This window comes from Streptomyces sp. NPDC048436 (assembly GCF_043200355.1).
Taxonomy (GTDB): Bacteria; Actinomycetota; Actinomycetes; order Streptomycetales; family Streptomycetaceae; genus Streptomyces.
This window is the reverse complement of the sequence record NZ_JBICXP010000008.1, coordinates 165,337-189,143: the sequence shown is the minus strand read 5'-3', so window position 1 is coordinate 189,143 and position 23,807 is coordinate 165,337. Positions and strand designations below refer to the sequence as shown.

General features: G+C 68.0%; 22 protein-coding genes. 16 read left to right on the top strand and 6 right to left on the bottom strand.

The genetic code is table 11. The features are described 5' to 3' along the window. Window positions 1-138 precede the first annotated feature (138 nt). The 3 genes from ACGFX9_RS26885 to ACGFX9_RS26875 all read left to right on the top strand — a co-directional run bounded on the left by ACGFX9_RS26885 (window position 139) and on the right by ACGFX9_RS26875 (window position 2,263). Complete coding sequence (locus ACGFX9_RS26885) at window positions 139-888, top strand: hypothetical protein (RefSeq protein ID WP_393477043.1); 750 nt, start codon at window positions 139-141, stop codon at window positions 886-888. Between the two features lie 330 nt (window positions 889-1,218). Then, window positions 1,219-1,665 carry an RDD family protein gene (locus ACGFX9_RS26880; protein WP_393477040.1) on the top strand — a complete coding sequence of 149 codons (447 nt, stop codon included), beginning with the start codon at window positions 1,219-1,221 and terminating at the stop codon, window positions 1,663-1,665. Between the two features lie 439 nt (window positions 1,666-2,104). Continuing rightward, window positions 2,105-2,263 (top strand): hypothetical protein, encoded by a 159-nt coding sequence (locus tag ACGFX9_RS26875; protein ID WP_393477038.1) that lies wholly within the window; start codon window positions 2,105-2,107, stop codon window positions 2,261-2,263. 339 nt (window positions 2,264-2,602) lie between these two features. Here ACGFX9_RS26875 and ACGFX9_RS26870 read toward each other — a convergent pair whose 3' ends face one another. Then, window positions 2,603-3,169, bottom strand: coding sequence for a TIGR03086 family metal-binding protein (locus tag ACGFX9_RS26870; protein WP_393477035.1), 567 nt, complete (start codon window positions 3,167-3,169; stop codon window positions 2,603-2,605). 85 nt (window positions 3,170-3,254) lie between these two features. On the opposite strand from ACGFX9_RS26870, the gene ACGFX9_RS26865 reads away from it, so the two are divergent. From ACGFX9_RS26865 to ACGFX9_RS26855, 3 genes are all read left to right on the top strand, one after another. Then, the gene (locus ACGFX9_RS26865; RefSeq protein WP_393477559.1) at window positions 3,255-3,497 is read left to right on the top strand and encodes a hypothetical protein; all 243 of its coding nucleotides are present in this window, start codon (window positions 3,255-3,257) and stop codon (window positions 3,495-3,497) included. A gap of 2 nt (window positions 3,498-3,499) precedes the next feature. Then, window positions 3,500-3,877, top strand: a complete 378-nt coding sequence (locus ACGFX9_RS26860; protein ID WP_393477032.1) for a toxin Doc — start codon at window positions 3,500-3,502, stop codon at window positions 3,875-3,877. 861 nt (window positions 3,878-4,738) lie between these two features. Next, window positions 4,739-6,850: a SpoIIE family protein phosphatase gene (locus ACGFX9_RS26855; RefSeq protein WP_393477030.1), complete on the top strand. Its 2,112-nt coding sequence runs from the start codon at window positions 4,739-4,741 to the stop codon at window positions 6,848-6,850. Between the two features lie 331 nt (window positions 6,851-7,181). Here the strand turns inward: ACGFX9_RS26855 and ACGFX9_RS26850 are convergent, their stop codons facing one another. After that, the gene (locus ACGFX9_RS26850) at window positions 7,182-8,021 is read right to left on the bottom strand and encodes an SDR family oxidoreductase (RefSeq protein WP_393477027.1); all 840 of its coding nucleotides are present in this window, start codon (window positions 8,019-8,021) and stop codon (window positions 7,182-7,184) included. Window positions 8,022-8,113: 92 nt separating this feature from the next. On the opposite strand from ACGFX9_RS26850, the gene ACGFX9_RS26845 reads away from it, so the two are divergent. Continuing rightward, window positions 8,114-8,485 (top strand): winged helix-turn-helix transcriptional regulator, encoded by a 372-nt coding sequence (locus ACGFX9_RS26845; RefSeq protein ID WP_393477024.1) that lies wholly within the window; start codon window positions 8,114-8,116, stop codon window positions 8,483-8,485. A gap of 305 nt (window positions 8,486-8,790) precedes the next feature. Then, window positions 8,791-9,282 carry a YrhB domain-containing protein gene (locus tag ACGFX9_RS26840; protein ID WP_393477022.1) on the top strand — a complete coding sequence of 164 codons (492 nt, stop codon included), beginning with the start codon at window positions 8,791-8,793 and terminating at the stop codon, window positions 9,280-9,282. On the opposite strand, the gene ACGFX9_RS26835 is transcribed toward ACGFX9_RS26840, so the two are convergent. Then, the gene (locus ACGFX9_RS26835) at window positions 9,264-9,713 is read right to left on the bottom strand and encodes a hypothetical protein (protein WP_393477019.1); all 450 of its coding nucleotides are present in this window, start codon (window positions 9,711-9,713) and stop codon (window positions 9,264-9,266) included. The genes ACGFX9_RS26840 and ACGFX9_RS26835 overlap by 19 nt on opposite strands. A gap of 438 nt (window positions 9,714-10,151) precedes the next feature. Here ACGFX9_RS26835 and ACGFX9_RS26830 point away from each other — a divergent pair, with 438 nt between their 5' ends. The 8 genes from ACGFX9_RS26830 (at window position 10,152) to map (ending at window position 19,664) form a co-directional block, all read left to right on the top strand. Beyond that, the gene (locus ACGFX9_RS26830; protein ID WP_393477016.1) at window positions 10,152-10,637 is read left to right on the top strand and encodes a DUF6000 family protein; all 486 of its coding nucleotides are present in this window, start codon (window positions 10,152-10,154) and stop codon (window positions 10,635-10,637) included. A gap of 237 nt (window positions 10,638-10,874) precedes the next feature. Beyond that, window positions 10,875-11,165 carry a hypothetical protein gene (locus tag ACGFX9_RS26825; protein ID WP_393477013.1) on the top strand — a complete coding sequence of 97 codons (291 nt, stop codon included), beginning with the start codon at window positions 10,875-10,877 and terminating at the stop codon, window positions 11,163-11,165. A 107-nt stretch (window positions 11,166-11,272) separates the two neighbouring features. Further along, a complete protein-coding gene (locus tag ACGFX9_RS26820) occupies window positions 11,273-11,857 on the top strand; it encodes a restriction endonuclease (protein ID WP_393477010.1) in 585 nt (194 codons plus the stop codon). Between the two features lie 452 nt (window positions 11,858-12,309). Further along, complete coding sequence (locus ACGFX9_RS26815; RefSeq protein ID WP_393477007.1) at window positions 12,310-12,933, top strand: SH3 domain-containing protein; 624 nt, start codon at window positions 12,310-12,312, stop codon at window positions 12,931-12,933. Between the two features lie 1,141 nt (window positions 12,934-14,074). Then, complete coding sequence (locus tag ACGFX9_RS26810; protein ID WP_393477004.1) at window positions 14,075-15,466, top strand: glycoside hydrolase family 43 protein; 1,392 nt, start codon at window positions 14,075-14,077, stop codon at window positions 15,464-15,466. Window positions 15,467-15,805: 339 nt separating this feature from the next. After that, the gene (locus ACGFX9_RS26805) at window positions 15,806-16,918 is read left to right on the top strand and encodes a hypothetical protein (protein ID WP_393477002.1); all 1,113 of its coding nucleotides are present in this window, start codon (window positions 15,806-15,808) and stop codon (window positions 16,916-16,918) included. 203 nt (window positions 16,919-17,121) lie between these two features. Then, window positions 17,122-18,246 (top strand): hypothetical protein, encoded by a 1,125-nt coding sequence (locus ACGFX9_RS26800; RefSeq protein WP_393476999.1) that lies wholly within the window; start codon window positions 17,122-17,124, stop codon window positions 18,244-18,246. A 644-nt stretch (window positions 18,247-18,890) separates the two neighbouring features. Then, window positions 18,891-19,664, top strand: coding sequence for a type I methionyl aminopeptidase (map, locus tag ACGFX9_RS26795; protein ID WP_393476997.1), 774 nt, complete (start codon window positions 18,891-18,893; stop codon window positions 19,662-19,664). A gap of 525 nt (window positions 19,665-20,189) precedes the next feature. Here the strand turns inward: map and ACGFX9_RS26790 are convergent. From ACGFX9_RS26790 to ACGFX9_RS26780, 3 genes are all read right to left on the bottom strand, one after another. Then, entirely contained in the window at window positions 20,190-21,239 is a 1,050-nt protein-coding gene (locus tag ACGFX9_RS26790; protein ID WP_393476994.1) for a zinc-binding dehydrogenase, read from the bottom strand. 690 nt (window positions 21,240-21,929) lie between these two features. Beyond that, window positions 21,930-22,535: a hypothetical protein gene (locus ACGFX9_RS26785; RefSeq protein ID WP_393476991.1), complete on the bottom strand. Its 606-nt coding sequence runs from the start codon at window positions 22,533-22,535 to the stop codon at window positions 21,930-21,932. Then, complete coding sequence (locus ACGFX9_RS26780) at window positions 22,532-23,635, bottom strand: M20 family metallopeptidase (protein ID WP_393477556.1); 1,104 nt, start codon at window positions 23,633-23,635, stop codon at window positions 22,532-22,534. The genes ACGFX9_RS26785 and ACGFX9_RS26780 overlap by 4 nt, the downstream gene beginning before the upstream one ends. Window positions 23,636-23,807 lie beyond the last annotated feature (172 nt).

The window sequence follows — 23,807 nt, the reverse complement described above, 5'->3', positions numbered from 1 at the left end:
CAGGGCGTCAGGGCGTTCGGGCCAGAACGAGCGCGGGCCTGGTCGGTGACGGGTTCGCCTGCGGCCTGCCTCGCACCGCCTGGTTTCGCGCCCGCGTCGCGTGGGGCCGCATCCTGTGCCTGCTCGCCAAAAGGAAGCGTGCGCGAAGCAGGGGTGCGGCGACTGATCGACTACGGGGTAGAGGATGCGGGGAATACGTCGCTGGGCATAGCTTGTCGTGCCGGCGGTGGTGCTGGCGCTGTTCGCGGCTACGGCTGGTATCGCCTGAGCGACACCGGGAAACGCTGGCGCTACGAAGGCTACGAAGACAAGCTCAAGTCGTACTGCGCCGGTGTGCTGCCGTATGAGGAGACCGTGGCCCTCACAGGCCTTCCGTCCGACCCGGCCACGAGACTCCCTTACGACGTTGGACAGGGCACGCCCAAGCAGGGGTACGAGTTCTGCTGGATCAAGAGTCTGGGCATCGTCGTCACCGCCGCAGGCATCCCGGACGGCTCCGTCCGGCGCCGGACTCCTCAACCCCGCAAGAAGCCAATGGCACCTGTGCCGGGCTTCCCTGGGCGCGTAACAAGAAGATCGACACGGTCACGGAGACCCCCCGCAGACCATCTCGCACCATTTGCAGTGTGCCTGTTGGAGGACGAGGACACCGATGACAGCTATCGTCTGGAAGCCTCGTTCGGCCTCTATGCCCTGCGCGAGCGCGGTAACGGCCTGTACAGCGAACTGACCGCGAAGCCGACCGGTGGCAGTGTGGAAAACGAGGAGCTCTTCTGGGCGAGCACCGATCGTCCTGGAGACGGGCCCCCGCCCTGTTTCAGATCAGCCCGCAGAGTGCAACGTCCAACAATCCGCCCTTCGCGCGGTCCGCGGGGATGGTGTCGTTGAACCTGCGGAACCGCCGTGGTGAGTGTTGCCCAGGCCGTCGTTGTCACGCCGCGGGCGCTGTCCCCGGGGGCAGTTGGAATACCGGAAGCACGTCTTCGTACTCTGTGTGATCTACGGCAGACTTCCCGTCACGGGAAATAATGAGGAGTGCCCGAAGTGAGCCACCCCGGACCGCAGGGCCCCCCGACGTCACCAGGGCTGCCCAGCTACCCGTCACCGCAGCAGGTGGCCGGGGCCCAGTATCCGCCGTTCCCACGCCCGGACTCCCCGTACGCCTGCCTGGACTCCCCATACGCCGGATGGATGCAGCACCCTCCATACGCCGGATGGATGCAGCGGGCAGACGCGTTCCTCTTGGACAGCCTGATCAATTTCGGGCCGATGTGGCTGCTGATAGGTATCGGTTACGCAATCGACGAGAAGAGTTCCGGCGACAGGGGCGAGATCCCCGCGGCAATCCTGAGCTGGGTGGGCATCATCGCCATGCTCGTCGCGATTGTCGTACAGCTGATCCGCGAGGGTCGCACCGGGCAGACGGTGGGCAAGAAGGCCCTCGGTATCCGAGCCGTACAAGGCGGTGACGGCCTTGTGCCCGGCGTGGGCCTGGCCCTCAGCCGTCGGCTCTGCCAGTTCCTCAACTGGCCGGTTTCCGGGCTGGGCTGGTGGTGGGCCGGCTGGGACACCAAGAAGCAGACGTTCGCCGACAAGATCACCGGCGTGGTCGTCGTCACTGCCGAATCCGGCCCCTCACGGCAGCTTGCCGCTGGCGGCCTGTAAGTGCTGTGCCTGGCGGTGTCTGATCCCCTGATCCGGGTCGCTGGGCGGGGCTAGGCCGGCGGTGGGCTTGATCCGCTTTGGTGGACATCCTGACCGAGACCGCGGTGCGCGACTGGGTGTAGCAGGCCGAGATCGATGTGGGCGAGAGTGACTGCCGGACCAGCAGCCAACGCGAGGCACTGGCTGTACTTGGTGGGATGTCAGTGGAGGAGGAGATCATCGGGTTCGGGGCCCGGCGCCTCCTGCGGCCGCAGGCCGGCGACCGGCCGGTCGCCGTGCGCGATGGGGTGGAGGGACGGGGCTGATGGCTGGGAAGCGGAAGAAGAATCCGGCGGGGTGCCGACGAACAGTCCCCGGTGCCGCTCCTACAAGGCCAAGACATGGCACGCCCATTGCTCATGTCACCCTCATGAAGTGACTGGCCGACGACGAGTACACCGTGCGCCGCAGCTACCGCGACATCATTCACACGGCCTACGAGACAGCCGCGACCATCCCGGCAGACCCCGTCCCGCAGGCCTTCAAGGATCGCCAGTTTGAGATCCGCGGCGTCGTCAAGGCCGGCACCGATGAACGCGATCGCGGCGTCGGCGGCTAGCGCGCCGCTGCACATCGACGGCCGCAACGGCCACTGGGCCTCCATCTAGTCGCAGTCGCAGTGGAACGACGGAGAGTTGGGCGAGGGGGAGGGCGAGTTCGAGGACGACTCCGTCATCTTCGTCATTGTGATGACATCGGCGAAGGCACTGACGGCTGGGTCTTCCCGGGCCCCTGGTACACCGTCACCTGAGATGGGCTGCCGTCGAATCGGAGCTCTTGAGGTGACGGAATGCGCGGCGGGCCGTTGGGCTGGGCGCCGCCACGGTTCGGGGTCCTTGGTCGCACTCGGAGATTGCGCGATCTCAGCGCGCCCTGGGCTGCTGACGTGGGACCAACGCTACGGGTACCGGCCGGTGATGGCCACTGTCCGGTCGAGGAGCGAAGCATCGGCGGGGACCTCGACGGCCGGGCCCCACAGGCCCTCGATGGGAGCGTTCGGGACAAACTCGGTGACGTGGTCGAAGCAGGCTTGCAGCGTGTCGTCGGGGAGGCCGAAGGGCTGGCCGGTGGCCCTGGCGATGTCCCAGCCGTGCATCACCATCTCGGTGAGGGCGATCTTCCCCCACGTTGCGTTCGGCAGGTCGAGGCCTGCGGCGTCGGTCCTGCCCTGCCAGGCCGCCGGATCGTCCCAGGCGTCGCCGAGCGCCTGCACATTCTTGGCGACACTTCCCCGCCAGTCGTCGCTGAGGCCCCCGGCAGTCGACTCAGCCGCACCCGCTGTGTCAGTACTCTGGCTGACGTTCTTGCCGGCGATGCCGATGAAACCCTGAGCGGCCACGTCAACGTGGGTTACAAGGTCGCGGAGGGTGTATTCGGTGCATGGAGTAGGACCGGAGAGTTGCTCATTGCCCACGCCGGCCAGTAGGTCGATCATCTGGCGGCAGGCCGGCTTCAGGTTGATCACGGGTTCTTCTCCTTGGTCGCGCGATGCGGTCACGAGGTAGACCCCAGGTGGAACAGAAACTCATCGGTCTGCCTCTTCACTGGGCATTGGTTGGCGAGCAGGGCGGGGCCATCGCGAGCTCGAAGACCTGCGGGCGATCGCCAAGGAACGCGGCACCTCGCTCAAGGCCGTGGTCCGCGAGGCCGCCGCCGCCGACATCGCTCGCCACCGCGCGCTGGAGGAGGGCGCCGAAGTGTTCCGCCGGTACTTCGTCGCGACCCGGGAGGAGTTCGCCACAGCTTTCCCTGACGACGAGGTCGCCCCCCGCAGCACGGGCCAGGCCGCCTGACAATGGCCCCACTCATCACGGTGGACGTCCCTTGGCTCCTGCAGCGGCATGAGGAAGCCTTCCCCGACCAGCCCACGGTCAACGACTTCTCGGCGCTGGTGGCTGCCGTGGCCCGCCACCGAGTGGACCCGCCCCGCCTCGGCGTCACCAGCGACCCGGCCTGGCGCGCCGCAGCACTCCTGCACACCCTGGCGCTTCTGAAGCCCTTGCCTGCGGCGAATGCACGCTTTGCCTGCTCGGTCGCGGTCGCCTACATGCACATCAGCGGTACCGGGATCGATCCTCCCTACGGCGCCCTCGTCGACCTTGCCCGGGACGTTCTGTCAGGGAAGGTAGATGTGTTCGGCGCTGCGGATCGCCTGCGTGACTGGCAGATCTGACGGCTGGCTGGAAGTGACACCCGGCGGGCGCGTATTTCGTAGCCACGGCCTGACGAGGCGGCCTGCCGCAGGTTGAGCGTTCCCGTTTGGCTGTGTCGGCCTCTACGGGGCCGACGCTCACAGAAGCGGTCTCCGTCAGGATCCAGCCCCGAACGGCACCCGCCGAGTCGCCGCACCGCCCCGGCCCTGACCACCCGGACGCGGCCGAGGCGCCTCCAACACAGCGCTGAAGGGCCAACCGAAACGCTCGCTCACAAGCAGCTACACGGCGCGCTTGATCAACCGCAGATCCGACGCCTCGCTCTCCCTCACCGAATCCCCGGAGCTGTCGCGCCCGGCGTGGGCGGCACGCTCGGATGGCCTCTCCTTGGCGCGCACCCAGACAGGGGCTCCTGCCAGGGATTGCGCCACCTCGCCCTTGATGTTCGCGTAGCAGGTAGGCGGCGCCCGAAGACTCCCACAGCTCCGACCAGCAGCGCCCGCCGAACCCGGTGGCGGCAGGGGAGCGCTGCCAGTAGTCCGAGAGACGGCCGATGGCAGCGTAGCCACCGGCATGGGCAGCTGAAACAACTGCGACGCCGGCGACGCGCTCCACATCGAGATGGCGGCTTTACGGGAAGCCATGTCCCGGGACGGCACTGGGGACGAAGGCTTCCACGTCGCCTCAGAGTCTGGAGAGCACTGTGAACCGGGCTGCCCGGCGGGAGCGGGCCACGCCGTCGGCGCAGCCACGTTTCGATCCCGGCCGCGCAATCCGAGACTATGTTGACCTGGCCGATCCGGAGGACCATGGAATGGAAGAGAGCAGCGCCCCAGCCTTCGCGGCACCAGACCCGGGCACTGCAGTGAAAGGAGGGGCGGATGGGTTCAACCGGCGCTTTCGGAGCCGAGCCGCGGCCCCTTGAACCCGGCCCCGCACCTCCAGGGGCGCTCTTGGACGTGCTCCGGGTCGCAGCCGTGGTGCTGGACGCGGAGGGGCGGATCGTGCTGTGGAGCCCGCAGGCCGAGCAGCTGTTCGGCTATACCGCCAGGGAAGCCCTGGGCCGGTTTGCCGCCCACCTCCTTGTCCACGAACAGCACCTCAACGTGGTGATCGAGCTGTTCGCCAAGGTCATGGACAGCGGCGACGGCTGGGCCGGCGTGTTCCCCACCCGGCACAAGGACGGCAGCACCCGCCTGGTGGAGTTCCGCAACATGCGCCTGGAAGACGACCAGGGAGATTTCTACGCCCTTGGTATCGCCACCGACCAGGCCACCTTGAGCACCGTGGAGCGGGACCTTGCCCTCTCCACCCGCCTGGTCTCCCAGTCCCCGATCGGCCTGGCCGTCCTGGACACCGAGCTGCGCTACGTCGCCGTCAACCCGGCTCTGGAGCGCATCAATGGCGTTCCCGCCGAAGAGCACCTTGGTCGCACCTCGCGCGATGTGCTGCCAAGCCTGGACGCGGAGGCCATCGAGGCCACGATGCGCCAGGTCCTCAGTACGGGAGATCCCGTCGTTGATCAGTCTGCGATCGGCCGTACCGAGGCCGCACCGGACCGCGATCACGCCTGGTCGGTGTCCTACTACCGGCTGGAAGACCCCAGCGGACGCATCCTGGGCATCGCCGTTTCGGTCATCGACATCACCGAACGCCACCGTGCTTCCATCGAAGCCGACCAAGCCCGGCGCCGCCTGGCCTTGATCGCCGACGCCTCCAAACGCGTCGGCACCACCCTCGACCTGAAAAAGACCGCCCACGAACTCGCTGACTTCACCGTTCCCGCCCTCGCCGACATCGCCACCGTCGACATCCTCGACTCCGTCCTGGAAGGCGCAAGCTCAGCCGTGGGAGACAGTGACACCCCAGCTGTCTTCCGCGCTCTGGCCCTCGCAGCCGCCTGCCCCAGCGAAGCCGTCCAGGCCGCCGACCCGCCCGGCGACATCGCCGCCTACGAACCCGACCGTCTGGTCACAAGGTGCGTACGCACCGGACGCCCCGTCCTGGTCCCGCACGTGGGCCCCGGCGACCTCGCCCGCATCGCCCGAAACCCCACCGCCTCCAGGCTCCTGGCCCGTGCCGGCGTCCACTCCTACCTCGCGGTCCCGCTGATCGCCCGCGGGGAAGTCCTCGGCGTCCTCGACCTCAAGCGCACCGGCGACACCGCCGCCTTCAACGAGGACGATTCCATCCTGGCCGGGGAACTCGCCGCTCGCGCCGCCGTCAGCATCGACAACGCCTGCTGGTACCAAATCGCCCGCGACACCGCCATCACCCTCCAACGCAGCCTGCTGCCCGACCACCCGCCGCCCCTGACCGGCTTGTACGTCGCCTCCCGCTACCAGCCCGCAGGAGCCAGCATCGAAGTGGGCGGCGACTGGTTCGACGTACTGCCCCTCGCGCACGACCGGACCGCACTGGTCGTCGGCGACGTGATGGGCAACGGCATCGCAGCCGCCACCACCATGGGCCGGCTACGCGCCGCGACCTGCGCGTTCGCCCAGCTCGACCTCGCCCCGGAAGAAGTGCTCCAGCAGCTGGACAAGCTCACCTGCACCCTGGAGCACTACATCGCCACGTGCCTGTACGCCGTCTACGACCCGCACCGCAGGCAGTGCCGCATCGCCAACGCCGGGCACATGCCCCCTGCCCTCGTACGCGCCGGCCAACCGGCAGAGCTCCTCCATCTGCCCCCCGGCGCGCCCCTCGGCGTCGGAGGCGTCGCTTTCCACACCACGACCTTTGATCTTGCCCCCGGCGACCGGCTCGTCCTGTACACCGACGGCCTGGTCGAAACCCGTGACCAAGACATCGACGACCGCCTCCAGACCCTGCTTACTCAACTCGACGAGACCGCCGGTGGCCCCTTGGAGGACACCTGCGACCGGCTCTTGGAGGCACTGCGTCATCCCGACGGCCACGATGACGTCGCTCTCCTCATCGCCCACGCCACACCGAGCAGCGGACAGGGCGACGCAGTACAGGCCACGTGAGCCTTACCGGTACCGGTACCGGCACCGGACCCCGGCATCAGCCACGTCACCGCCAGTGCCATGTCCCGGCGCTCCAGCTCGGCCCGGACACTGATCCGGGCCGAGCTGTGCAAACAGCCAGGAGCGCTGGAACTCGTCCATCAGCCTCCCCTCGTACCTCGTACGGCTCTACGGGGTCGAGCTCGATGGTTGTACGCAGCTGGGCTTCCGCGCGCCAGCTGCGTCGAGTGGTAGGACGAGCGTGCGAGCAGCAGATGTGGCGCCACCTGCTCCGGCGCCTCGACCGGGGTGGCGACCGAAGGCCGCACGGGCGCTGCAGCCGCGTTGTGTCTCAGCGGAAAGCGGCGAGGTTGCGGGCGATCCAGTCGTTGAAGGGGCGCGGTGCTCGTCCGAGGACTCGTTCCACGTCCGGACTGATTTGCAGTTCGGCGGGGTTGGGCGCGGCGATGATGTCCAGGGTGTCGTCAGCGAGCTCCGCCGGCACGAACTGGGTCATCGCGGCCTTGGCCTCCTGGCGGGTGAGTTCGTGGAACCGCAACGACGAGCCGAGCGCGGAAGCGAGAGCCTCCGCCTGCTGGCGCGGCGTGATCACCTCCGGCCCGGTCAGCTCGAAGACCTGGCCGGCGTGTCGGCCGTCGATCAGGCAGGCCGCCGCGACCTCGGCGATATCCGCCGGGTCGACGACCGGAACCCCGACATCGCCGAAAGGTGCGGCGACCGTCTTTTGCGTGCGGACGGATGCTGCCCAGGCCAAGGCGTTGGAGGCGAAGCCGCCCGGTCGCAGGATGGCCCATTCCAGGCCGGACTCGCGCAGCGCGTCCTCCACCGCGCGCATCGCGACCCGTGTCGGGCCGAGCGGCCTGGTCGCCACGCCTTGCGACGACAACAGGACGACCCGGCCGACCCCGCTGGCCGCGGCCAGGCCGATGAGATCGGCCGGCTTGGCTTCGGGGGCGTGCAGGTCGCCCGACAGCAGAAGGAACAGCGCCTTCGCCCCTTCCAACGCGGGCACGAGGCCCGCCGGGTCGGCCAAGTCGGCCCGCACATGCCGGACTCCGTCCGGCACCGCTACCGCCTGCCGCGACACCGCCGTCACCTGCTCGCCCGCCTCGACCAGGGCCTGCGTCAAGGGTCGGCCCACGTTCCCGGTAGCTCCGGTCACCACGATCATGTTCAGCTCCTACTCCGTTGAGCACTGCGGTAGTTGACGCTAGGAGCAAGGCTTACTTCTCGTAAGGACATACCCAGAGGTAAGCTCCGGACATGAGGGAAGGCGCGCAGCTCACGCAGGGCGGGACAGGCGGTGGGTATGAGGTGTTTCACACCGACTGCCCCGCGCGCGGCGTGGTCGACCATGTGACCAGCAGGTGGGGTATCTGGGTGCTGATCTCCTTGAGGAGCAACGACCTTCGGTTCTACGAGCTGCGCGACAGCATCCAGGGCATCAGCGAGAAGATGCTTGCTCAGAGCCTGCGCGCACTGGTCCAGGACGGCCTGGTCTGGCGGGAGGTCGAGCCGACGACACCGCCCCAAGTCACCTATGGGCTGACTGAGTTCGGTCAGGATGTCGCAGAGCCGCTGACGGACTTGTTCGACCTGATCACGAGTCGGCTGCCGCCGGGCAGCGCGGGATAGTGCGGTAGTGGTAGGTCATGAAGACATAACCAGCCTCTGACCTGTTCGGCCAGAGGTCACGCTCCTGCTCGCTGACCGCAGCGTACTGGCGCAGAGCTCGTGCTCCGTGGCTGTCGTATTCCTGAGGATGAAGGTTCGTCAGACCACTCGTACGTGTCCCTGGGCCGTGCGCATTGGCTGGTCGAGAGAGGGTCCGTACGAGATGCTGCACGCGTGATCGAGCGAGAGGGCGCCGTTCGGGCTGTCGAGAACAGCTGGAGCGCGACTATCAGCAGTGGCGGGCTGCGGGTGTGGACGCGATGCGGATGGCTGTGGTCGACGTCGAGGAGCGCGAGCTGGTGTGGATCGTCTCTTGGACCTCCGAGGAGTTCGTGCGCACTGGGAACCCGGAGTTCATGCTGGTGGGCAACGGGCCGTACCTGATCGACCGTGTCGACGGCGGACTGCACCAGATCGGCGTCGTCTCCGCGGTAACCGGAGGGTGGGAGGCCGACTATCGAGCGCGGATACGTGGGCTGCCGGTGCGCACCGCAGTGAACGATCTACACGATGTGCTGTGCGAAGTCGCAGCTACGCGCGGACGCATGCACGCTGTGCGGACACTGCGCCAGCGGCTGCTCGTGCTCTCACCCGCGGAGGCCATCGAATACGTGAGCGCGTTGCTGGACAGTGATGCACCCGCGCATCTCATGCTCGTCGCCGCCAAAGAACTCGTGGAGCCTCCCAACCCGGTACTTGCGGTAAAGACGATTCTGAGCGGGGCGGAGAGCCGAGCCGGTCAGAGCCCCGAGGGATGATAGGAAAGCCAGTCGGCATGCCGATCGCGCAACCGGTCCCGTTCCTCCGGGGTGGCGAGGAAGACGTCGGCGCCACCGTCGTAGGGGTGGTGGATGCGCTGCATCCGGGTGTCGGTGATGAGGACTCCCGCCACTTTGTCGTCGGCTATGTCGCGGAGCAACTCGTCGATGCAGCCACGCCGCCAGGGTCGGCGCTCGGCGAAAAGGTGGCAGTAAGTGCGGAACTCAGGGTCAGGATCGTCCTCCACCAGCAGGCTCTGCCAGTACCCCGTGACGGGTTGCCATGACGGAACCTCGGCTTCGGTCATCCAGAGCGGAGTGATCACATACACGTCCGCACCAGCGAACAACTCATCGAGGACGGTGTTGTAACGCCCCAGGACGACGGCGTACTCGCTCTCGTCCTTCGCGTACCGCTTCGACTCCGGCAAGCTATGAAAACGTACCCAAACATCCCGATACGGGGCACGGAGCTTGTACCCAACCGGAGGGCAATTGGGCCAACGCTGCTGCCACAGCTCCGTCAGATCAGTCTGCCCGTCTCCAGACACCCGCCGCACTCGTCCTCTCGCACATGAATCCACCGGCGGCCATGATGCCGGGGATCACCCACGAGAGAAACCGACTTCGTAGCTGTCGCTTCGCCGGCGGCTGACGTAGCCGGTTCAGTCGCGCTTGGCAGAGTTCATTCAGTCCGCCGTGTTGTCGACGGGTTTCGGTGAGAGCAGTGAGGATCGAGGCCGGAACGTCGGCCGCCAGCACAAGGCGAGCAGCCGCGCGGCCTGAAGGCCCCGCAGGCGCCGTGCCGCTCTCCCTGGCCGGGCGGCGCAACGTCAAAAGAGGGTGGCCTCGTTGCGCACCCGAGAGGCATGATCGGCCCTGTGATATGCCACGCCCACGACGATCCAGAACTGCTGGCCCTGGTTCGCCGCTATGTCACGCCCGAGCGGCGCTACATGAAGCTCAGCGGCAGCGTGCTGCGCATGCAGAGCCCTGAGTATGACCGATTCTTGCGACGGCTCAGCGAGGACGCGGGAGTTATCACCGTGAATGAGATTGCCACCCTTCTTGAGGGTGGGTGGCGGGAGCGGAGGACTGCCACATGGCTCGTGGCTGTCTCCCGCCGGACCGAGTTCCGTGAACGCCTCGGGGGGCTCCTGCTGGCCAGCGAGGTCTGCTGCGCTGGTCCGGCCTATTGCGTGGCCCTGGCAAGTTCCGGAACGCCGCGCGACTCTGAGCTGCTGGTCGCCTATCTTGATCGCTATCTTCGCCCTCCTCGGTGTGGTGCAGACCGTCTTCGGCCAGACCGTTTCGACCGCGTCGGGCAGGCTGTGGGGTTCTCCGTCGGGCGGTAGCCGCAGTCCAGGCGCGGCCGTTGTGGGGCTGCCAGGCTTGCGCTCGCCCGGCCGCGTAGCCTCTTCGTCTGGTGGCCCGCGGGAGGCATCACGGCGTGACCCGTGCTCGGTTCCCCTGGTCGAGGATCACTTGGCGTGATCCATACCTGACTCGATGTCAGTGGTTGCTGCAAGCATGGACAGCTCACGCAGAGGCGGTCGACTGAGGGGGCGACGGTGCCGTATATCGATTCGTACGTGAAAGGCGACGGAACGCGGGTGCGGGCGCACTACCGCTGGGCGGCGGGGGCGCGGAAGGAGATGGCGATATTCGCCGTGTTCGCGCTCGCGGTCGCGGGAATGGGCGACGGTGCCGTGGACTTAGGCGGCGACGGGGGTACGGGCCGCTCGCCAAGGCCCGATCAGTCGGTGCAGTATCCGATCAAGTTCCCAGGCAGCAGTGGGAAGCAGAAGCAGAAGCAGAAGCCGGAGCCAAACCAGTCGGTCTCGTACCCGATCCGCTTCACGCCCCGCGCCGGTGAGCAGTGACGCGGCGGGCGCCCGCCCGGCGTGGCCGGCGTGGCCGGCGAGGCCCGACCAGGCGTCAGCAACGGCAGCAGGCCCGGCTCGTGGCACTGCTTGTAGGAGCGGCCGCAGTGTTGGCGCTCGTCAACTGGTTGATTGCGCACTGGTGGGTGCTGGTGGTGCTCGCCGTGGCGGCTGCGGTGGCGGGGGCGGGCATCGTGCATCAGCGGCGGCAGCGGGCCATGTGGGCGGACGTCCAGCGGCGGGGGCTGCGCTTCGCCCTTGCACAGATCGATGGGCTGCACCACCGTGACTTCGAGTACGCGGTGCGTGACTTGATGCGCCGCGATGGCTGCGCAGACGCGCGACAGATCGGCGGCGCCGGCGACAACGGTGCGGACGTGCTCGCGACCGACCCGTTGGGCCGCAAGTGGGTCATCCAGTGCAAGCATCGAAGGAACGGAGCGCAGGGCTCGCCGGTGGGCACGCCCGACCTGCAGCGCGTCAACGGGACGGCCCGCCAGCTCTATGGGGCGGACGTGGTCCTGGTGGTGACCAACGGGCGCTTCTCTGTGCGGTGTGCTCCGCTGGCTCAGCAACTGCGGATGCACCTGGTCGACCGGAAGGTGCTGGCGGCCTGGGCAGCGGGCTCACGGCCGTTGTGGGATCTGTTGCCCACAGTTCCGCCCCCGCGTCGTTCTACGCCTCTGAGTTGAGGGACGTTCGCGGGTCGGAGCGGGGGCAAAGTCCTGAGACCAGTGCCTGCGTCGTCCGGTCTCCGCGTCGGTCACGTCATCGGCCCGAACGCTGACCTTCGCGGGAATGCGTTCGACCTTGCGGAGGCGCTCAGGGGAAGGGGCCGCCGCGCAGGACAGTCCATGATCCTTTGTCTTGTGACCGAGCGGCCACAACTGCCCCGGGCTCTGAGCGGACCTGAATCACCGGCCGTCTGCAGGCCGTCCCGCGTGATCTGCTGCCCGGCAGCCCACGGGCGGCCCCGCCCGTTTTCCAACGGATATGCCGTTGATGACTGTCACCGCATTTAGCTAGAGAATGCGTGTCATGGCGTAGATAGCCAACTATGCCCATTATTGCGCCTATTGTTCCTCCGAGTACAGCGCGTTGGGCTCCCTTAAGGAGGCCTGCTGTGGTCGCAAAGGAGATCGACATGATGTTTCGCAGTGCCGTGAGCGGTTGTGCGGCGGTGGCTCTCGCCTCCGTGGCGATGACCGGCTTCGCGCAGGCGGATGCTCGCACGGTGCCGGCGGCTGGTACGGGCGCGGCCCCGAGGGCGATGATTACCCCGTCTACGGCCAAGCAGGGGGGTGTGGTCACGGTGAAGGTCGTAGGCGCCCCGAAGACGTGCCGTTCGGTGCAGGCGAGGTCCGATGCCTTCGCCAGGACAGTGGCCCTGGCGAAGAAGGGGAACCCGCCGGTGTACACGGGCCGGGCAGGCGTGAGGGCGAAGGCTGCCCCTGGCGCTCACCAGGTCACGGTAGGCGGAGTTGGCTGCGGCAAGTGGGTGGGCAAGGCCAAGCTCACTGTTCTCGCGCCGCCCAAGGTGGTCAAGGGCAAGGTCAGCTCAAAGCTCGGGATCAACGTGCGGAAGCAGCCGACCTCGAAGTCGGCGGTCACCGGGGCCTTCCGCAAGGGACAGACCATCGACCTGATCTGCAGGAAGGCCGGTCAGCCAGTCGGTGGCAACCGCACCTGGTACCAGGTCAAGATCCCCAAGGGGTGGGTCGCCGCCCGCTACGTGAAGGCCAACGGCGCGGTGCCCCCCTGCAAGTGACGTAGCGGGGCCGAGGCCCAACACGCGAGGGGTGGCACACCGCAAGGGCCGGGCGTCATACGTCCGGCCCGAAGCGGCGGGATTGCTGGCAGCCCTCGCCCTCGCCCTGGGTGCCGCTGCCCCAGAAGCTCTGGGGCGGCCCCGCACGACGAGTCGGAGGTCCCCAGGAACGATTGGGGTGACCCCTGAGGTGTGGACACTCTGACAACGGATCTTGCGGGTCCGAGGGAGGGTGCTTCGGGGGACGTAAGTCTCCGTATCCGGCGGAGTTCAGGAACGATGCCGTCGCGTTGTGCCGCGCGGCTCGAGGTTCGCCTGGTGGCCTTGGGGCTGCCAGGTGGCGGATGCGATCGGGACGCGGCCAGGAAGTCGATGGTCGGGTCGGGCATCGCGGGTGCGCACGCTGCGTCGAGGTTTCGCCGTACAGGGCGCCGGACTCATCGTCTCGTCAGCCGCTCTTCATCACTGCGGCCGGGCGACCGGGTCGCTCGGCACTGGAAGGGTGCGCATACCGGCCTACATCACCCGGCCTTCTGTGGGGGCGTTCATCGCGGCTCTGGTGGTCAGGTCGGCGGCGCGCACCAGGCCAGGGGAGTGGGCCAGCTCGTCGCCGAGGATCCGCCGAAGCGAGGCCGCGCTGCCCCGCCTGCCGTACGTTCACGAAGGCCGCGCAGGGGCTCGCGCTGCGGCAGGACATTGCGGCCCTGCGCCGAGATCTGCTGGGTTCCTGGGTCAGGGGGCCTACCTGGAGACTCTGATTCCGCTGACCGGGCGCAGCAACGGCAGAGCGAAGCGGACTCGCCCACCTGATGCTATGCCGGTTGGAACCTGACGGGTGTCAAGACGCCCGTGAGCGCCAACCAGCGTATGCAAAAGCTCCGTTGAACCCTTGAGTAGGAGTCGCCGAGCGGCCTCCGGGCCGTTCTCGGATCGCCGACCGCGTCACCGCGCGTGGACGCCTCCAGCTGATTCAGCCGCAGAGAATCCCTTGAGAAACGACAGAACCATTGACCTCCCGCCGCCTCACGCCTACTTTCTGATCGATTCACCGAACTGTGTTCGATATATCGACCAATCGCCGCGTCTGTGCCCCCCGTTCGTCGCCCTGAGGGTCCCCCGCCCCCCACCCCCTGGAGCACTCATGACCTCCCGCCCCGGTTCCTCTCGTCGCCACTTCCTCGGCCTGGCCGCCGCCACCCCCCTGGCCGTGACCGGCGCACTGACCCTGAGCACGGGCACCGCGCATGCCGCCGACTCGGCGTACGTGATGTGCTACTTCACCGAGTCGACCAACCTCGGCGACGGCACCGACTACGGCCTGCACCTGGCCGTCAGCCCCGACGGGCTGAACTGGACGCCGCTCAACCAGAACAACCCCGTGGTCACACCCACAGCCGGCGCGTTGGGTCTGCGCGACCCGTTCCTCATGCGCAAGCAGGACGGCACGTTCGTCGCCATCGCCACCGACCTCAAGGGCACCGACTGGAGCTACAACAGCCAGTACATCCATGTCTGGGACTCTGCCGACCTGCGCACCTTCACCGGCTACCGGCGCCTCAAGCTGCACGACATGACCACCCACAGCTGGGCGCCCGAGGCGTTCTGGGACGCAGGCCGGGGCCAGTACGCGGTCATCTACTCCTCGGTCAACAGCAGCGGCCACAACGTGATCATGGTCAACTACACCAGTGACTTCGTCACCGCCTCCGCCCCGCAGGTCTTCTTCGACCCCGGTTACGACGTCATCGACGGCGACATGGCCGTGGGCGTGAACGGCTACAACTACCTCTACTTCAAAAAGAACCAGACCCTGGTCGGCGCCAGATCCACCTCCCTGAACCCGGGCAGCTTCACCGAGTTCAGCACCGGCGTGGCACACGGCGGCACCGAAGCCCCGACGCTGGTCAAGTCTCCGTCCTCCAGCGGCCTTTGGCGCCTGTGGGGCGACACCTACACGCCCAACGGTGTCTTCTACGCCTGGCAGTCCAGCAGCCTGGCCTCGGGAACCTGGATGGCCCTCGACCAGAAGACCTACACCCAGCCGGTCAACTCCAAGCACTGCGGCATCGCGACGATCACCACGGCCGAGTACAACAACCTGCTCGCGAAGTGGGGCGCGCCGGCCTGGAACCGGCTCAAGTCCTTCAACTTCCCGGCTCGTTACGTCCGCCACTCCGACCTCGCGGGCCGTATCGACGAGTACCCGATCGAGCCCTACAAGGACTCCCTGTGGACCCTTGTGCCGGGTCTCGCCGACAGCTCCGGGGTCTCCCTCAGGTCGGTCAACTACCCCACCCGCTATCTGCGGCACTACAACTACCAGCTCCAACTCGAGGTGAACGACGGCACGTCGACGTTCGCCGACGACGCGACCTTCTACCGCACGGCGGGCCTCGCGGACGCGAGCTGGGCGTCGTTCCGCTCGTACAACAACCCGATCCGATACATACGGCATTCCAACTACGCCCTGCGTATCGATCCAATCTCCACGACCACCGACAAGCAGGACGCGACCTTCCACGTCGGCTACTGATGGCGGCAGGTACTCACGTCGTACGTCTTGACCCGAGATGGACCGAAACGCATCAGCGTGAGCATCCTGTAAGCCGCCGGCCCGCGCGCACAAGCCCCGGCGGATCACCCAGGCCCTCAAGGCCCTCCACGGGGCCAGTACCCGCTCGACCTGCCGTAGCGCGGCGAGCACGAGCCCTTCCGTGACCGCACCTTGCTGTGCGACAGCGGACGGAGCGTCGCCGACGCCATCACCACCATCGCTCCATCTCCGCCCTGCTGCCCCACTCCCCGAACGCACGTACCCGGCAGGTAGCCTCCTCGGACTGTCGATGAGCGGCGAGCGGGAAGGGGCAAGAAGGTGGAGAGGACCGCTCGGAAGACGTGGCGCCGTACGGTGACCGTCCTGGCCCTGGCTCTCGTCGTGCTGGGGGGCGCGACTCTGGTGGCGTGGGCAATGGACGCCGGGCCCTTCCGCCAGCGCAGTTACTGCTGGGGAGCCTGGCAGGAGGGCAGCGGCCCGCAGGTGCTCGGGGACGACTTCGCGCGGACGGCCGAGGAGTCCGGTACGCCGCAACGTGGTGAACAGGCCTCATGTGTCATGGCGTTCGGTGTGCCCGGGACCGAGGAGATGAGGCACGTCGACCCCACCGTGCGCGGCGACGCCCCCGGGGCGCAGGAGACGGCCGGTGGCCACAGGCTGGTCGCCCGTGTCGGTCCGCCGCCCCGCTCGACGGGCCAGCCGCGTCGGGCGTGGCTGGCCGAGGCGCTGTACGGGAACGCCGCGCCGTTGCCCGAGGGGATGCCCGGTGTCGTGGGCAGGGACCGGGGCACGCTCGTGCTGCCCGAGGAGTGTGACAGCGGGGACGTGCCCATGGTTGTCACCGTGCGGTCGGAGGGCTCGGTGCCGGAACTCGACTCCGAACGGGAAGTCGCCGATCTGCTGCTGTCCCTGGCGAACGCCGCGCGGGAGAAGGCGGGCTGCGCCCAGGGAGAGTCATCACGGATCACTGCCCCCGTGCGGACGGCGCAGCAGGAGGAGACCTACCGGGGAGGCCGGCCGTCGTGCCGTGTTCCCGGGATGCGGATCGAGCCGCGGCGCGGCACGCTCGGGGGCTACGCGAGCACCGTCTGGGAGCGTCTCCAGATTTGTTCCCTTGAACTCTCCGACAAGAACCAGGACGTCATCGCGCGGGGCCAGTTCGTGATGACGTCTCACCCCAGGCTGACCGCGCTCTTCGCGGGCATGGCGGGCGATAGGTCCCCGGGGGCGGGGTGGCGGGGCAAGGGCCGGGTCGCGGGCGGGAACGGGCTGGTCATCGCGGAGTGCCGGGGTCGGCCCACCGTCTTCTCCCTGCACCTGGACGAGGAACTGGAGCAGGGCGCGGAACCGGACAGCCGCCGTGTGTTCGCTCGGTCCGCCAACTCCGTTGCCGAACGGCTTGGTTGCCCGGCCGTGGGGCCGCGCGGATGACCGGGACAGACCCCGAGAGGAAGGACGAGATGCCGGACGAACCGAAGGCCCCCGGGCGGGAGACCCCCGAGGTGGAAAAGCCCGGGCAGGAGACCCCCGAGGTGGGGGGGCCCGTACCGCAGGCCCCCGCACCTCCGCCTTCTGCCCCACAGTCTTCTGCCCCACATCCTTCCGCGCCGAAGCCCACGGGCCGGATGCGCCGGTTGTCCCGTAGCCGGGGTGGTATCGCGCTTGTCGGCGTGCTCGTCGGGGCGCTGCTGGGGTCGGGCGTCGTGGCGTGGCGCTTCAACGAACTGCCTTTCGTGGCGCGGGACATGTGCTGGGGTTCGCTCTCGCCCGATGTCGCGCACGCGCTGTTCTCGGACACGGACGTCCGCAGCAGTGAGCTTCCGCTGCGCCGGGCCACGGAGGACCACATGCACACGGAGTGCAGCATGCAGGGGTTCGGGGCCGACGAACTGGAGTCGGAGGTTACGGCGTCGGTGCGGACGCTGGGTGAGTTGCGGGGCGCGCAGGCGTGGAGCTGGACGGAGGAGTACCTCTCCTCCCGCATGACGCCGCTCGGCGACGGGGTCACCGGCATGGCGTCCTCCGCCCGTGCTTGGGTGACGCTCCCCGCGAGTTGTGAGGAACGGTCGTACGAGCCGGGCGAGAAACCGCCGTTGAGGGTGGTCACCCTCGCCTCGGGCGAGTCTGACCCTGATGGTCAGAACGAGGTCGACGCACGGCGGGGCCTCGACGCGATGTCCCGCGCGGTCGTGCGGCTGGCCAACGGGGTCATTGAACGGTACGGCTGCGAGGGCCGGTACGACGACCCGCCGAAGCTCCCCCGCGCCCCGGAGGGAAACGAGTTGCCGGACGTCGACGCCGACCGGCTCTGCGGGATTCAGGGCGTCCGGCTGCCCGGGTGGGCTCGTGGGCCTGAAGCGAAGGTCGTACGCACCACGCCGGGCGCGAAGCCGGGCGCGCCCTCGGCGGGCGGGGTCCGGGCGTGCGACGTGAGGCAGCCCTTCGGTCCGAACAGGCTCCGGCTGATGACCGTGGCGGACCCGGAGCTGGCCGGTGTCGTCTCGCGGGTCCTAGGAAACCGGGCCGCGCGTCTCGGCGGTGACGGGCAGGGCGCCTACGCGGGCGGCCTGAGCGTCTACACGGCCCACTGCCAGTCAGGCCGGGTCGCGTTCGTGGCGCATGAGTGGGGGAGGGACGGCGGGTCGCACGACGAAGAGTCGCTCTCCCTTGCCGTTCTGCCGTCGTACGTCAAGGCGGAGGCGAAGCGCGTCGGCTGCGGCGAGGTGAACGTGAAGACGCCCGATATCCCCGCGACATGAGTGTGCCCCGTACCTCGCGCTGCGCGGGGCGCCCCGCCGTCCCGCGAGCTGAGGGCACCCCGCCGTCCCGCAGCGTGAGGGCGTCCCGCGTTCCGGCAACCGCAGACGACGGAACCCTGGCCGCGCCACCTCACCTGTCGCCTCGCACCTCAAGCCACCTGCGGCTGCCGTCAGCCGGCCATCCGCTTGGTGTGAAGGTGCCAGGGCGCTGGGCGAGGCGCCTACGCCACCCGCCTGACCCGACACCACGTGACACCACGTCCGTGGTTCCCCGACTGACCACTGAACGCCACCGCTGCCCATGATCACGCGGGATTGCAGCCGGGCATACCGCCTCTGTCGCCGGCCTCGTGCCACCACGCCGACTGTGCCGAAGGCAGCGCTCCGGCGACAGGTCCAGTAAGTAGGCCAGCAGCGCTACCACCGGAGCAGGGCCTCGAAGCGCACTCCGCGTTGCCACTCTTCAGGGGGCCGAAGGAACTCCCATCATGCCCGTGATACTAATACCGGTATAAGTATTGGGAAGATTCGTACCGCAGGGAGCCACGGCACATGGTGGAGATGAAGACCGTCGCAGCACGAGAGACGATGAAACAGGTCAGCCGGGTCGTGGCTCGCGCACTCGCAGCCGGGGAGGGCGCCGCATGATCGAGATCTTGAACCCCGCCCTCCTGGCCCGAGCGAAAGACACGGGCGCCCTGGTCGCTGACATTCTGCAGACGCTGAAGAGCCGTAGCGGGATCGGCGTGAACCTTCTGGACATCGACCGGTGGACCAAGACCATGATCGCCGAGGCGGGAGCGCTGTCCTGTTACGTCGACTACGAACCGTCCTTCGGACGCGGCCCGTTCGGCCACTACATCTGCACGGCGGTCAACGATGCCGTGCTCCACGGTCGGCCCTATGACTACACGCTGGCCGACGGCGACCTGCTGACGCTCGACCTCGCCGTCTCCAAAGGTGGAGTCGCTGCAGACGCTGCCATCAGCTTCATCGTGGGTGACGCAAAGCCCCCGGAGAGCGTCGCGATGATCAGTGCAACCGAACGCGCGCTGGCCGCAGGGATCGCCGCTGCCGGGCCCGGGGCTCGCATCGGCGACATCTCGCATGCCATCGGCACGGTCCTCAGCGGCGCGGGTTACCCGATCAACACCGAGTTCGGCGGTCATGGCATCGGATCAACGATGCACCAGGACCCGCACGTCTCGAACACCGGACGGCCTGGCCGTGGATACAAACTGCGCCCTGGGCTGCTGCTGGCACTGGAACCGTGGGTCATGGCGGACACCGCTGAACTCGTCACCGACCCCGACGGGTGGACGCTCCGCAGCGCGACAGGCTGCCGGACAGCACACAGTGAGCACACGATCGCCATCACCGAAGACGGAGCCGAAATCCTCACGGGTGAGTGGCCGTAGGCTGAACTCCCAGCCGCGTAGGGCGCAGACCGCGGGGCGGCTTCCGCTCGGTGCATTCCGCAGGGCGCCGCCCCTTTCCGGGCTCTCGCGAGAACATGGGAAGCACTTCGCGGCTGCGCGCAGGGAGGGTTCATGACCGCTTGCCTTGACGGCGGCAGAACGTAACTCTGCGCTTGTGCGGTTTGCAGGGGGAGGGAGACGGGGGCGCTGTTCGTGCGGACGGCGAGCTGGCTGGGTCACTCGGCGCGGTCGCCCTGCTGATGGTGCAGGCCGCGGTGCTAATGCCTGCATCCTGCTGATCTGGAATGACAATTACTCAGCAGGAAGGGAGCCCGTCACGACCGCCCGATACGACGTCGACCCGAACACCAGCGACGCGTACCGCCGCGCGGTCGAGGCGCCCGGGACGCCAGGCACGCCGCCCTGACCAAGAAGGGCTTTCCTTCCGTCGCAGACGTTCGGTCAGAGACCTTGCACGAGGGCACCAGCGCCCAGACCCTCCGCCCGTGATCCGTCGGATGGAACTCAGGGATGCATGACGATCTTTCCCACGTGCGCCCTACGGGAGAGTTCTTCCTGCGCCTGAGCGGCCTGGTCCAAGGGGAAGGTCGCGGCGACGACGGGCTGAACCTCGCCCCGCCGAGCCAGGTCCATGAGGAGATCGAAGTGCGTGGGCGTGTGCATCGCGGAACCGATGACCTGGGCGTTGTGCAGGTAGAGACGGCGCACATCAAAGGTCACGCCGTAGCCACTGAGTGCGCCGGCGATGACCCACCGGCCCCCTTCGCGCAGCAGCGGCAGCCCCTCACTCACCAGCTCGCCGGCAACGACATCGAGTGCGACGTCGACTCCCTCCGGGGCGGCGGCGCGGATCTGCCCGGTGATGTCTCCTGCGCGGTCGATGACTTCGTGCGCGCCGGCTTCGCGCACCGCATCGATTTTGGGTCCGCTACTGATGGCGATCACCTTTGCGCCGCGCGCGCGGGCGATCTGCACCAGGGCGAGGCCCACGCCGCCGGATGCTCCTGAGACCAGGGCGGTTTCTCCCTTCTGCAGTCGGCCTCGCTCGATCATGCCCAGCGCCGTGCCGTAGGCGGTCGGCAACGCCGCGAGCTGGTCGTCGGTGAGCGGGGATTCCGTCACGTCGTGCACACGCTTCACCGGCGCTGTCACGTACTGGGCGTATCCGCCGTCGCGCTCGCTGCCCATCAGACCCACCGGGTTGGCGTCCGGCCCTTCGGTGTCGTAGATCGCGGGATCGACGACCACTCGGCGCCCGACGAGGCTCCCCTCCACTCCAGTCCCGACGGCCACGACGCTGCCGGCCACGTCGGCGCCCTGGATACGCGGGAAGTCGAGCGGGCCTCGCCAGCCCGACAGCGCCTGCGGGTCGTCCGGACGGCCGTAGGCGCCCTCCCGGGTCCACAGGTCGGTGTTGTTCAGCGCAACCGCGCCGACCTGGACCAGCACCTCCCCTGCCTGGAGGGCGGGGACGGCGACCTCCGTCAGCTCAAGAACCTCCGGCCCTCCGTGCCTGGTGATGCGCACTGCTCGCATGGAATCGGACACACCCATGGCTTGAACCTCCTTGCAGGTATACTGATCTGTATACATCTCCCACCGTACACCGATCAGTGAAGAGATCCGTCGTGCGGGAATCGCGGCCCATAACGCAAGCCGGCCCACCGCATCGTGGCGGCCTGTCTCACAGAACGCGGCCAGCGCTGGCGCTCGCATGTCCGGGCCGCCGTCGACGCCGGCGCATGACTACTACCGCTACGGCATCACCAGCCTGTTCGACGCCTTCAATATCGCCGACGCACAGTCATAGCCCAACTCCACGGCCGCCACCGGCGATCGAATTCAAGAAGTGCCTGACCCGGATCGACGAGTCCGTGTCCGTCGGCCTCGACGTGCACCTGACCTGCGGCAACGGAGGACGACATCAGGGCGTGGATCGATACCTGGAACGAGAGCCCGCGGCCCCGCACCTGGACGAAAAGCGCCGACGAGATCCGCAACTCGCCAGCCGATTACCTCATGAATAGTGCGGTGACCCCGTAGATCCGCCGGGTTCGGGTAAGTCTGAGGCTGAACATGGGCTGCGAGCGTACGTCGACGGGCTGCGCGTCGAGGCGGCGGGCGACGTCCTGTTCAACGAGGACAGCCCGGCGGACGTGGCGCGGATCGAGGCGGCGGGATGGACGCCGTCAGCCGACCAGTGGCTGTCCGGTCGAGCAGGACGGCCGCTCACGGCAGGACCTTTCAGGGGCTTGTCAGCGGATCGAGGCCGAATTCGCGGTGCAGCCGTGCTTCGATCGCCTTGAGGCCCTTGACGCCTTGGGCAAGCTCCTTCCAACCGTGGGCCTCCCGCTTGACCTCCTTGGACCCCCTGACGATGCCGAGTTGATTCGACATGTAAATGTCGCTTGCGCCGGATCTGACGTGCTTGAGGGCGGTCGACCAGGCGGCCTGGGTCTTGCGGTCGGGGATGGGCGGGTACTCCTGGGCCTCCTTGCTACGGTCGAAGAACAGACTGAAGTCGATGGACCAGTTGTCCTCGGCGTGATGGGAATAGATCTCCTTGGATCTGTCGCGTACGCCGGTGATCTGCTCCTCACCTCCGGACTCGTACCAGGAGACAACGTTGTTGGCGACCTGCTCCGAGTTGGTGGCGGACGGATAGGCGGTCGGCGGAACGCTCTCCGTCGGTGTCAGGAAGCGGTCGATCGGCGAGGTGCTCTCCGCCGTTGTCGGCTCGGTGGTCGGCGTGGCGCCCGGATCGGCGGAACAGGCGGCGAGTGTCGTGGCGATGACCCCGGCGAGCACCAGAGCGTTGACACACCTGATGCGACATGTCGTCTGCTTCATCGCACGCTCCTGGTGATCAGTTCGGCGAGCAGTCGGGTACGCGGGATCAGTTGCGAGAGCTCGACGTACTCGCTGTCCGCGTGGGCGCCGCCGCCAACTGCGCCCAGGCCGTCCAGCGTCGGGCAGCCGGCTGCGGCGGTGTGATTCCCGTCCGAGGCGCCGCCGACCGCGATCCCCCGCAACGGCTCCTGGCCCAGTTCCGCGGCGATGCGCGCGGCAAGGGCGAACAGGTCGGCGGAGGACTCCGGTTCCATCGGCGGCCGCCGCGAGCCGCCCAGGATTTCCAGCCGGGCGCCGGGCGTCCGGGGGGTGAGTTCCTGTATGAGTTCGTCGATCCAGTCCTGCGCCGCCGGGGTCGGAACGCGTACGTCCACCGACACCCGCGCCAGCGCGGGCACCGTGTTGCGCGCGCTGCCGGCCGACAGCAGGGTGGGCGTGACCGTCGCGGTGCCCAGGACGGGGTGGGCGGCGCCGACGGCGCTCATCGCGGCCCCGATACCAGCGACGGCCAGCACCTGGTGAGCGGCCTCGATGGTGGCGTTGACACCCTTGTGCGGTTCCTGACCCGCGTGTGCGGCTTTGCCGTGCACCACCACCTCGTACCGCGAGATGCCCTTGCGGGCGGTCTTGAGAGTGCCCTGTTCGTCCGCAGCCGCCTCCAGCACGAAGGTGGCGGCACACTCCTGCGCGGTTTCCTTGATGAGGTGCCGTGAGGTGGGGGAGCCGACCTCCTCGTCGCCGTTGACCAGCACGCACACTCCTTGCGTGCAGGGTATGGAAGCCAGCGCGTGGAACATCTGAACCAGGCCCGCCTTCATGTCAAGGACCCCGGGGCCCCGGGCGATCCCGTCGGCCACCGACCAGGGCCGGGACCGGAGCGATCCGATGGGCCACACCGTGTCGTGGTGTCCCAGCAGCAGCACCCGCGGGGTGCCGAAAATCCACCGCAGATGGGTCACACCGTCGATCACGATCGTCTCCGGCTCGGCTCCCAGGAGCCTCGCGCCGATGGCGCCTACCACCTCGGCGCTGCGTGCCACCGCCGCGTGATCGGCGGAGAAGGACTCGCACACGACGAGCTCCTCCAGATCGGCGAGCATCGTCGGCAGGGCGAGGACCGCCCTCTCGGTCACCGGTTCCACCGCTTCTCAACTCTCCTTCGTACCGACACACTTCCCCCTTGGACGTCATGGGCTGGATCTCATGGGCTGTGGCAGCGGCGACGCCCCGTCCCCCTCAGGAGCGCCGCCGTGTGAACGACGTTAGGGCTGG

Excerpts from the sequence above, each read along its gene's own strand:
- ACGFX9_RS26880 (WP_393477040.1), top strand. The coding sequence starts at position 1,219 with ATGCAGCGGGCAGACGCGTTCCTCTTGGACAGCCTGATCAATTTCGGG.
- ACGFX9_RS26860 (WP_393477032.1), top strand. The coding sequence starts at position 3,500 with ATGGCCCCACTCATCACGGTGGACGTCCCTTGGCTCCTGCAGCGGCAT.
- ACGFX9_RS26855 (WP_393477030.1), top strand. The coding sequence starts at position 4,739 with ATGGGTTCAACCGGCGCTTTCGGAGCCGAGCCGCGGCCCCTTGAACCC.
- ACGFX9_RS26850 (WP_393477027.1), bottom strand. The coding sequence starts at position 8,021 with ATGATCGTGGTGACCGGAGCTACCGGGAACGTGGGCCGACCCTTGACG.
- ACGFX9_RS26845 (WP_393477024.1), top strand. The coding sequence starts at position 8,114 with ATGAGGGAAGGCGCGCAGCTCACGCAGGGCGGGACAGGCGGTGGGTAT.
- ACGFX9_RS26840 (WP_393477022.1), top strand. The coding sequence starts at position 8,791 with ATGGCTGTGGTCGACGTCGAGGAGCGCGAGCTGGTGTGGATCGTCTCT.
- ACGFX9_RS26830 (WP_393477016.1), top strand. The coding sequence starts at position 10,152 with ATGATCGGCCCTGTGATATGCCACGCCCACGACGATCCAGAACTGCTG.
- ACGFX9_RS26815 (WP_393477007.1), top strand. The coding sequence starts at position 12,310 with ATGATGTTTCGCAGTGCCGTGAGCGGTTGTGCGGCGGTGGCTCTCGCC.
- ACGFX9_RS26810 (WP_393477004.1), top strand. The coding sequence starts at position 14,075 with ATGACCTCCCGCCCCGGTTCCTCTCGTCGCCACTTCCTCGGCCTGGCC.
- map (WP_393476997.1), top strand. The coding sequence starts at position 18,891 with ATGATCGAGATCTTGAACCCCGCCCTCCTGGCCCGAGCGAAAGACACG.
- ACGFX9_RS26790 (WP_393476994.1), bottom strand. The coding sequence starts at position 21,239 with ATGGGTGTGTCCGATTCCATGCGAGCAGTGCGCATCACCAGGCACGGA.
- ACGFX9_RS26785 (WP_393476991.1), bottom strand. The coding sequence starts at position 22,535 with ATGAAGCAGACGACATGTCGCATCAGGTGTGTCAACGCTCTGGTGCTC.
- ACGFX9_RS26780 (WP_393477556.1), bottom strand. The coding sequence starts at position 23,635 with ATGCTCGCCGATCTGGAGGAGCTCGTCGTGTGCGAGTCCTTCTCCGCC.